5 protein-coding genes are annotated in these 8,106 nt (G+C 67.2%); 2 read left to right on the top strand and 3 right to left on the bottom strand.

Annotated features, from left to right (window positions below):
* Positions 1-49: 49 nt before the first annotated feature.
* The 3 genes from CM1CMNOD_RS17755 to CM1CMNOD_RS17745 all read right to left on the bottom strand — a co-directional run bounded on the left by CM1CMNOD_RS17755 (position 50) and on the right by CM1CMNOD_RS17745 (position 5,273).
* The gene (locus CM1CMNOD_RS17755; RefSeq protein WP_013874972.1) at positions 50-1,417 is read right to left on the bottom strand and encodes a maltokinase N-terminal cap-like domain-containing protein; all 1,368 of its coding nucleotides are present in this window, start codon (positions 1,415-1,417) and stop codon (positions 50-52) included.
* A gap of 95 nt (positions 1,418-1,512) precedes the next feature.
* On the bottom strand, positions 1,513-3,291 hold the full coding sequence (gene treS / locus CM1CMNOD_RS17750; RefSeq protein WP_013874971.1) for a maltose alpha-D-glucosyltransferase: 1,779 nt from the start codon (positions 3,289-3,291) through the stop codon (positions 1,513-1,515).
* Positions 3,288-5,273, bottom strand: coding sequence for an alpha-1,4-glucan--maltose-1-phosphate maltosyltransferase (locus CM1CMNOD_RS17745; protein WP_013874970.1), 1,986 nt, complete (start codon positions 5,271-5,273; stop codon positions 3,288-3,290). The genes treS and CM1CMNOD_RS17745 overlap by 4 nt, the downstream gene beginning before the upstream one ends.
* A 543-nt stretch (positions 5,274-5,816) precedes the next feature.
* On the opposite strand from CM1CMNOD_RS17745, the gene CM1CMNOD_RS17740 reads away from it, so the two are divergent.
* Together CM1CMNOD_RS17740 and CM1CMNOD_RS17735 are read left to right on the top strand one after the other, a co-directional pair.
* Positions 5,817-6,392, top strand: coding sequence for a TerD family protein (locus CM1CMNOD_RS17740; protein WP_013874969.1), 576 nt, complete (start codon positions 5,817-5,819; stop codon positions 6,390-6,392).
* Between the two features lie 398 nt (positions 6,393-6,790).
* Positions 6,791-7,987, top strand: coding sequence for a DUF475 domain-containing protein (locus tag CM1CMNOD_RS17735; RefSeq protein WP_043607069.1), 1,197 nt, complete (start codon positions 6,791-6,793; stop codon positions 7,985-7,987).
* The last annotated feature ends 119 nt before the right edge of the window (positions 7,988-8,106 follow it).

Below are 8,106 nucleotides of genomic sequence, written 5' to 3'. Positions count from 1 at the left end.
CGCCGTCAGGACCGATCATGGACAACACGCCATCCTTAGAACGTAGTCATCAGTCCGTGGAGGTCAGCCGTTCGACCGAACCGAGCGGGATCGGCAGCCACGATGGACGGTGACGGGCCTCGTAGACGACTTCGTACACAGCCTTGTCGAGCTCGGACGCTCGCAACAGGGCAGCTTCCTCGCGTGGGTCGTGCCCGCGGACGCTGGCGTACCCGGCGCAGAAGGCGTCACGGTTGCGAGTCGCCCATTCCTGCGCGCGATATCTGAGTCCGGACTCGTCCTCCCGTTCCACCAACAGCGACCGTTCCAACAACAACGACTGGGCTGCGTAGTCGAATGATCGGAGCATGCCGGCGACATCACGATGGACGGACTGTAGCGCTGTGCGTTCTGCCAGCGGACGTGCCGGTTCGCCTTCGAAGTCGAAGAGTACCCACCCCGAGTCGACCCGTAGCACCTGACCCAGATGGTAGTCGCCGTGCACGCGCTGCAGGGCGACCGGTGATGTCTGACGGGCGAGCTCGTCGTAGGCGGCGCGCAGCCCCGTCTCGAAGGCCCGCAACTGCTCGACGGCCCTGATCGCGGCGTCCAGCCGGCTGTGCATCCCGGTGGCCTGCGCCCGCAGGGTCTCGGCGTCGCCGACAGCCGTGGGAAGCGTCTCGGCGATGATGCGGTGCACGTCCGCGGTGGCCGCGCCCAGCCGCTCGGACTCGGCCGCGAAGTCGCCGCCGACCTCGTCGGCGTGCAGGTCCGCCTCCGCGTAGAGGTCCCGCACGCTGGCGAGGGCGAGCCGCCAGCCTTCGGTACCGCTGCGGAGGAACTCCTGCATGAACGCGAACGTGGTGCGCTGGCCGTCGAGAACACCGTCCAGCCAGGCCAGCGGCCGGGCCACGCTGGGGCTGCCCGCGTCGGCGAGCGCGCGGGTCATCTCCAGATCCGGGTTCGTCCCCGGCCACAGCCGCCGGAAGACCTTCAGGATGTAGGCGTCGCCGTACACGACCGAGGTGTTGGACTGCTCCGCGCCGATCACATGGGCGGGGAAGAGCTCCAACTCCTCCAGCGTGTACGGCACGAGCCCGTCGTGGGCCGTCCGGCCACGGATGAACGCCAGCAGGGCGGCGCTGCCGTCCGGATCGTGCAGCCCGTCGTAGACCAGCCCGTCGGCGGACTTGCCGACGAAGAAGGCCTCGTGCCCGTAGGGCGCGTCCGGCCGTACCACCAGGGGTATCTGGTAATGGTCGGCCAGCCCGCCGTCGGCATAGCGGACCTCGACGACGAAGTGGTGCAGCAGGTCGGACAGCCGCACGTTGCGGACGACACGCAGGCCGGCCCAGGGCCGGCCCTTGCCGGCGAACCAGCGCTGCCGCGGCAGCCAGGAGGTCAGGAGGGCGACCAGATCAGAATTGCCGCCCACCATCGTCGACCTCCTCGCGCGCCACCATCTGGCGACCATCCTCGGACGTGTACGCCCTACCCTGCCGTATGTCTGACCGGTCGGTACGTCCCGGCCCGTCAGGAGCCCAGTTCCCCCGCCCGAGTGAGCGCGAACCAGTAGTGTCCGTGCCCGGCCAGAGTCAACAGGTACGGCAGTTCCCCGATCGGCGGGAAGCGCACCCCGCCGAGCAGTTCAACCGGCACCATTCCGGTGAACCTGCGGAGGTCGAGCTCCACCGGCTGAGCGAAACGTGACAGGTTGGCCACGCAGAGCACTCGGTCGTCGCCGAACTCCCGGACAAAGGCGAAAACGGACGGATTGGACGCCGGGAACTCCTCGAAACTGCCGAGGCCGAAGACCGGATGCCGCTTGCGCACCTCGATCATCCGCCGGGTCCAGGCCAGAAAGGACGTCGGCATCCGCTGCCCGGCCTCGACATTCAGCGCCTGGTACCCGTACACCGGATCCATGATGGGTGGCAGGTAGAGCCGGGCCGGATCGCTCGTGGAAAAACCGGCATTGCGGTCCGGGGACCACTGCATCGGCGTCCGCACACCGTCCCGGTCACCCAGGTAGATGTTGTCACCCATGCCGATCTCGTCGCCGTAGTAGATCACCGGTGAACCGGGCAGCGAGAGCAGCAGCGCGGTGAAGAGTTCCATCTGGTCACGGCTGTTCTCCAGCAGCGGGGCGAGCCGTCGGCGTATTCCGATGTTCGCCTTCATGCGCGGGTCCTTCGCGTACTCGGCGTACATGTAGTCGCGTTCCTCGTCGGTGACCATCTCCAGGGTCAGTTCGTCGTGGTTGCGCAGGAAGATGCCCCACTGGCAGTTCGGCGGGATCGCCGGTGTCTGCGCCAGGATCTCCGAGATGGGGTAACGGGACTCCCGGCGGACCGCCATGAAGATCCGTGGCATCAACGGGAAATGGAACGCCATATGACACTCGTCGTCGTCGCCGAAGTACTGGACGACGTCGGACGGCCACTGGTTCGCCTCGGCCAGCAGCACCCGGTCGGCGTATTTCGCGTCGAACTCCTTACGGATTCGACGCAGATATTCGTGGGTCTCCGGCAGGTTCTCGCCGTTGGTTTCCTCCCGTACGTAGAGGTACGGGACGGCGTCCAGCCGGAATCCGTCGATACCGAGGTCCAGCCAGAAGCGCAGCACCTCGATCATGGCTTCCTGGACGTCCGGATTATCATAGTTGAGGTCGGGCTGGTGGGAGAAGAAACGGTGCCAGTAGTACTGGCCGCGCACCGGGTCCCAGGTCCAGTTCGACTTCTCCGTGTCGACGAAGATGATCCGGGCGTCGAGGAACTTCTGGTCCGTGTCCGACCACACGTAGAAGTCGCCGTACGGGCCGTCCGGGTCGCTGCGAGAGGCCAGGAACCACGGGTGCTGGTCGGAGGTGTGGTTCATGACCAGGTCCGCGATGATCCGGATGCCCCGGCGGTGGGCCTCGTCCACCAGGTTGACGAAGTCCCCGAGGTCACCGAATTCCGGCAGGATCTGGAAGTAGTCGGAGATGTCGTACCCGCCGTCCCGCAGCGGTGATTCGTAGATCGGCAGCAGCCACAGGCAGTCGACCCCGAGCCAGCTCAGGTAGTCGAGTTTGCTGGTGAGCCCGCGCAGGTCGCCCGTGCCGTCGCCGTTGGAGTCGGCAAAGCCGCGGATGAGGACCTCGTAGAAGACCGCCCGCTTGAACCACAGCGGGTCGCGGGACAGTTCGTCGGCCGACGGTGGCCTGGCGTCGCCGGCCGACGGCCTGCTTTCGGCGCTCCTGGTGTCCCCGGCGCCGCTGGCTCCCTCGGCGCCTCTGTCGTCTTCGGTGGTTCCGGTGTCCCTGGCACTCATGCCCTGCGCCGGACGTCGAGGATGTGAGCTGGTTCCGTCGCCGGGTCCAGCCGGACGTAATTCTCTTGCCCCCACGTGTAGTCAGCCCCGCTGATCTCGTCGTGAACGTCGAATGTCTCCCGCCACTCGAGACCGAGGGCGGGCATGTCGAGACGGACGGTCGTCTCCCGGGTGTTGTGCGGATCCAGGTTGACGACGACCAGGACGCAGTCGTCGCCCGCTGCCCCCCCGGAGCGCTTGGAGAAGACGAGGAAATCGTCGCCATCGGCATGGTGAAAACGAAGGTTGCGCAGCCAGTGCAGCGCCGGATGTTCCCTGCGTATCCGGTTCAGCCTGGCAAGATATGGTGCGAGCGAGCGTCCGGCGTTTTCGGCGCCGGCCCAGTCCCGCGGTCGGTACTGGTATTTCTCGGAGTCCAGGTACTCCTCGCCGCCAGCTCGTACAGGAGCGTTCTCGAACAGCTCGTAGCCCGCGTAGACTCCCCACGACGGCGACATCATCGATGCCAGCACCGCGCGAATCCTGAATGCCGCCTCACCACCCTCCTGCAGGTAGCCGGGCAGAATGTCGGGGGTGTTGACGAAGAAATTGGGACGCATGTAGTGTGCGGTTTCGAGCAGCTCCCGGCCGTATGTCTCCAGCTCCGACTTCGTGTTGCGCCAGGTGAAGTAGGTGTATGACTGGGTGAAACCGGCCTGCGCCAGCGCCCGCATCATGGGCGGCCGGGTGAACGCCTCGGACAGGAAGAGCACGTCCGGCTCGACCGACTTCACCTCGGCGATGAGCCACTCCCAGAACTGGACCGGCTTGGTGTGGGGATTGTCGACCCGGAATATCCGTACCCCGTGCGAGGTCCAGTACCTGACCACGCGCAGCACCTCGTGGTAGAGCCCGACCGGGTCGCTGTCGAAGTTGAGCGGGTAGATGTCCTGGTACTTCTTCGGCGGGTTCTCCGCGTACGCGATGGAGCCGTCGCTGCGCACAGTGAACCATTCCGGGTGGACCTTGGCCCACGGGTGGTCGGGCGCGCACTGCAGGGCCAGGTCGAGGGCGATCTCCATGCCCAGGGCGCGGGCCCTGGCGACGAAGTCGTCGAAGTCGTCGATCGTCCCCAGGTCCGGGTGGACGGCGTCGTGGCCGCCGGCGTCACTGCCGATCGCCCACGGCGAGCCCGGGTCGTCGGGGCCCGTGACCAGGGTGTTGTTCGGGCCCTTGCGGTTGACCTCCCCGATGGGGTGGATCGGCGGTAGGTAGACCACGTCGAAACCCATCGCGGCGACGGCGGGCAGCCGCTCGGCCGCGGTCGCGAACGTGCCCGACCGCGGCGGGTGAAGGCTCGCTCCCTCGGAACGGGGAAAGAACTCGTACCAGCTGCCGAACAGGGCCCGGGGCCGGTCCACCCAGATCCGGTACAGGGGCGAGCGGGTGATGAGCTCCCGCAGCGGGCACCGGGTGAGCAGGTCGACCAGCGCCGGGTCGCACGCCGCCGCGATCCGCGCGCGCGGATCCGTCAGCGTGTCGTCGCGCAGGACGTCGACGGCGTGCCGGACCGCCGCCCGCCGGCCTTCGGGGATCCCGGGCAGGGCGCGCAGCAGGAGCCGGGCGCCGTCCTCGAAGTCCACCGACAGTTCGTCCGTGCTCTGGCCAGCGGCCGTCTTGACCTCGACAGCGTGCCGCCAGGTGGCCACCGGGTCGGCCCACGCCTCGACGCGGAAGCCCCACAGGCCCTCCGAATCGACCCGGACCTCGGCTTCGTAACGATCGGTGCCCGCTGTGACCTGCCGCATCCGGGTGAACGGGTTCCCGCGACCGTCCGGACCTGACAGTGCCACGTTGGCACCGATCAGATCATGCCCGTCACAGAATACCGTCGCGGCGACGGTGAGGGTCTCACCCTCGACTGCCCGCGACGGCCACTGCCCACAGGATACGGCGGGGCTGACGTCAGAGATGACAACCCGGCCTATGGAACGTCCGATCATCGCCGCGACCTTATCCAGGTGAACCACCCCTTGATAGTCGGCCTCTCCTGTACCGATTGGTGGCGCCCCAACGTGAACAGCGTGGGACCACCAGGTGGGGACGTGTTGGGGATGCGGAGGTACTCCGCCGGGGGAGGGGGATGTCGGCATCGGATCGAAGTCTCCACGTTGATGCGCGTTCGCGGCCGGACCCGGTGCCGGGCGCGTGCTGGTCCGTCATCGGTCCCGCTCCGGGATACCCGGGCCCGGCGGGCCCACGCGGGTGGGGCGCCACCTGCTCGGCGCGCTTCACCGACGCCCGCCCGCACACGCCGCGCCGGCGGTCGCCAGCTGCCCCGGGGAGCAGTCCCGGACGAGCCTGCGCGTGCGTCCGGGAACCCTGGAGAGGTCCCGTTCGTCCCGCAGAACACAGGCCCCATAACCCCACGTCGCCGTGGGCATGCGTGATCGAGCCCAGTAGGCTGCGTCGCGTTCGGTGCGGGGGGTGGCCAGGGCCCCGAAATACAGCAACAGCCCCGATCGCAATGACAGCAGGAGGAGTAAGTGGGAGTCAGCCTCAGTAAGGGCGGAAACGTTTCGCTGACCAAGGAGGCACCCGGTCTGACCAACATCGTCGTCGGTCTCGGCTGGGATGTCCGCAGCACGACCGGCGCTGATTTCGATCTTGACGCGAGCGCGATTGCCCTCAGATCCGATGGCAAGGTCCTCTCGGACAGCCACTTCGTCTTCTTCAACAATCTCAAGAGCCCGGACGGCGCCATCGAGCATCAGGGCGACAACCTCACCGGTGAGGGAGAAGGTGACGATGAAGCGATCAACGTGAGCCTCGCCAGTCTGCCCGCGGAGGTCGACAAGGTGGTGTTTCCGGTTTCGATCTATGACGCGGATGCACGCCAGCAGAACTTCGGTCAGGTCCGCAATGCGTTCATCAGGATCGTGAACGGGGTGGGGGGCGCCGAGATCGCGCGTTACGATCTCACCGAGGACGCCTCCACCGAAACTGCGATGGTCTTCGGTGAAGTGTACCGGCACGGCGCCGAGTGGAAGTTCCGGGCTGTCGGCCAGGGTTATGCGTCCGGGCTTGCCGGAATCGCCCGGGACTACGGAGTCAATGTCTGATCCCTCCGCGCCGACGCCCGGCCGTCGTGGCTGGCCGGCCCGGGCCGGGTGAAGCGGACCGGGAGCGCCGGTGCCACCGCGCCCGGTGGGCCGCGGGCGGGTCGTTGGATGCCTGGTGACGGCCCACGCTCGGTGCCGGACGCCGATGGTCCCGGTTTGACCGTTACCCGGTGATGTCGGCCCGGCCGGTTACGATGCCCGGGATCGTGGTCTACGGCCGGATGGCCCCCGCAGCTGCGCGGGCGTGGTCAGGGCATGGTTACGACCTGGGCCGCGCCCGCTCCGGGCCGACGTGAGGTCGATGTGATGCCTCGATGCTCCGGACCGGGGTCGAGGCGCGGTGGGTGGTGCTCCCGGTGCCGCGCCAGACCCGGTCCGGAGGAAGGTTGCCTGTCCTCGTGCATGCACTGCGAATTTTTGGTTGGTCGCTGGCGATCACCGTGGCCGGTGTCGCGCTGGCCGGTGTGCTCGACGGCCCGAAGACGGCCGCAATCGTCGCCATCCTGGCCGTGCTGGAAATAAGCCTGTCGTTCGACAACGCGGTCATCAACGCCACGATCCTGCGCCGGATGAACGAGTTCTGGCAGAAGATATTCCTCACCGTCGGCGTCCTGATCGCCGTGTTCGGGATGCGCCTGTTGTTCCCGATCGTCATCGTCGCGCTCACCGCCCATCTCGGCCCCATCGAGGTCTTCGACCTCGCGTTGAACAACCCGGACGAGTACGCGACCCGGCTGCACGACGCGCATCCGGCCATTGCCGCCTTCGGTGGCATCTTCCTCTTCATGATCTTTCTGGATTTCATGTTCGACCCCGAACGTGACGTCCAGTGGCTCCGCTGGATCGAGGAGCCGCTGCGCAGAGCGGGGCAGCTCGACGTGCTGTCGGCCGTGGTCGCGCTCGTCGCGCTGCTCATCGTCGCCGAGGCGTTCTCCGGTGACGCGACCCAGCAGGTGCTCACGGCCGGTGTCGCCGGTATCGCCACCTATCTGGGCGTGCGTGGTCTCGGTGAGTTCTTCGAGGCGCGTGGTGTGGGAGCCGACGACGATGACGCGCAGGAGGCTGAGAAGGACACCGGCGACGCCACCGCGGTGGTGCCCGCGGGAGCCGCGTCCACGGCGGAGGCGACCGGCGGTAAAGGCGGTCCCAACGCGCTGGTCCTCGCGTCGGGAAAGGCCGCGTTCTTCCTGTTCATGTATCTGGAGGTGCTGGACGCGTCGTTCTCCTTCGACGGCGTGGTAGGTGCTTTCGCGATCACGCAGGAGATCTTCGTCATCGCGGCCGGGCTCGGTATCGGCGCCATGTACATCCGGTCGATCACCGTCTACCTCGTCCGCAAGGGCACCCTGCAGGAGTACGTCTATCTGGAGCACGGTGCCCACTACGCCATCGGCGCGCTCGCGGTGATCCTCGCCGTCAGCATCGAGACCGAGGTTCCGGAGATCATCACTGGTCTCGTCGGTGTCGGGTTCATCGGCGTTGCCCTGGTCTCCTCCCTCCGGCGCCGGAACAAGGAGCGGCGTGCCGGCGAGAGCGAGGACGACGGCGACGGCCCGGACGAACGGCAGCGCGAGATCGTTACTGCCCGTTCATGACAGTCGTGCGTCCATGGACAGCGCCGTCCATGGACGGTGGCGTTCACGACAGCGAAGATCCTTGACCGTGTACGTGCCACCACCAGTACGTGCCACCACGGGGGGGTTCGCGGCGATCC

This window comes from Protofrankia symbiont of Coriaria myrtifolia (assembly GCF_900634755.1).
GTDB lineage: Bacteria > Actinomycetota > Actinomycetes > Frankiales > Frankiaceae > Protofrankia > Protofrankia coriariae.
Note: the sequence above shows the minus strand (reverse complement) of the source record. Positions and strands in the feature narration are given on the sequence as shown.

What these genes read in the sequence shown, in the direction of transcription:
- CM1CMNOD_RS17755 (WP_013874972.1), bottom strand. Translation starts at nt 1,417, where the DNA reads ATGGTGGGCGGCAATTCTGATCTGGTCGCCCTCCTGACCTCCTGGCTG.
- CM1CMNOD_RS17745 (WP_013874970.1), bottom strand. Translation starts at nt 5,273, where the DNA reads ATGATCGGACGTTCCATAGGCCGGGTTGTCATCTCTGACGTCAGCCCC.
- treS (WP_013874971.1), bottom strand. Translation starts at nt 3,291, where the DNA reads ATGAGTGCCAGGGACACCGGAACCACCGAAGACGACAGAGGCGCCGAG.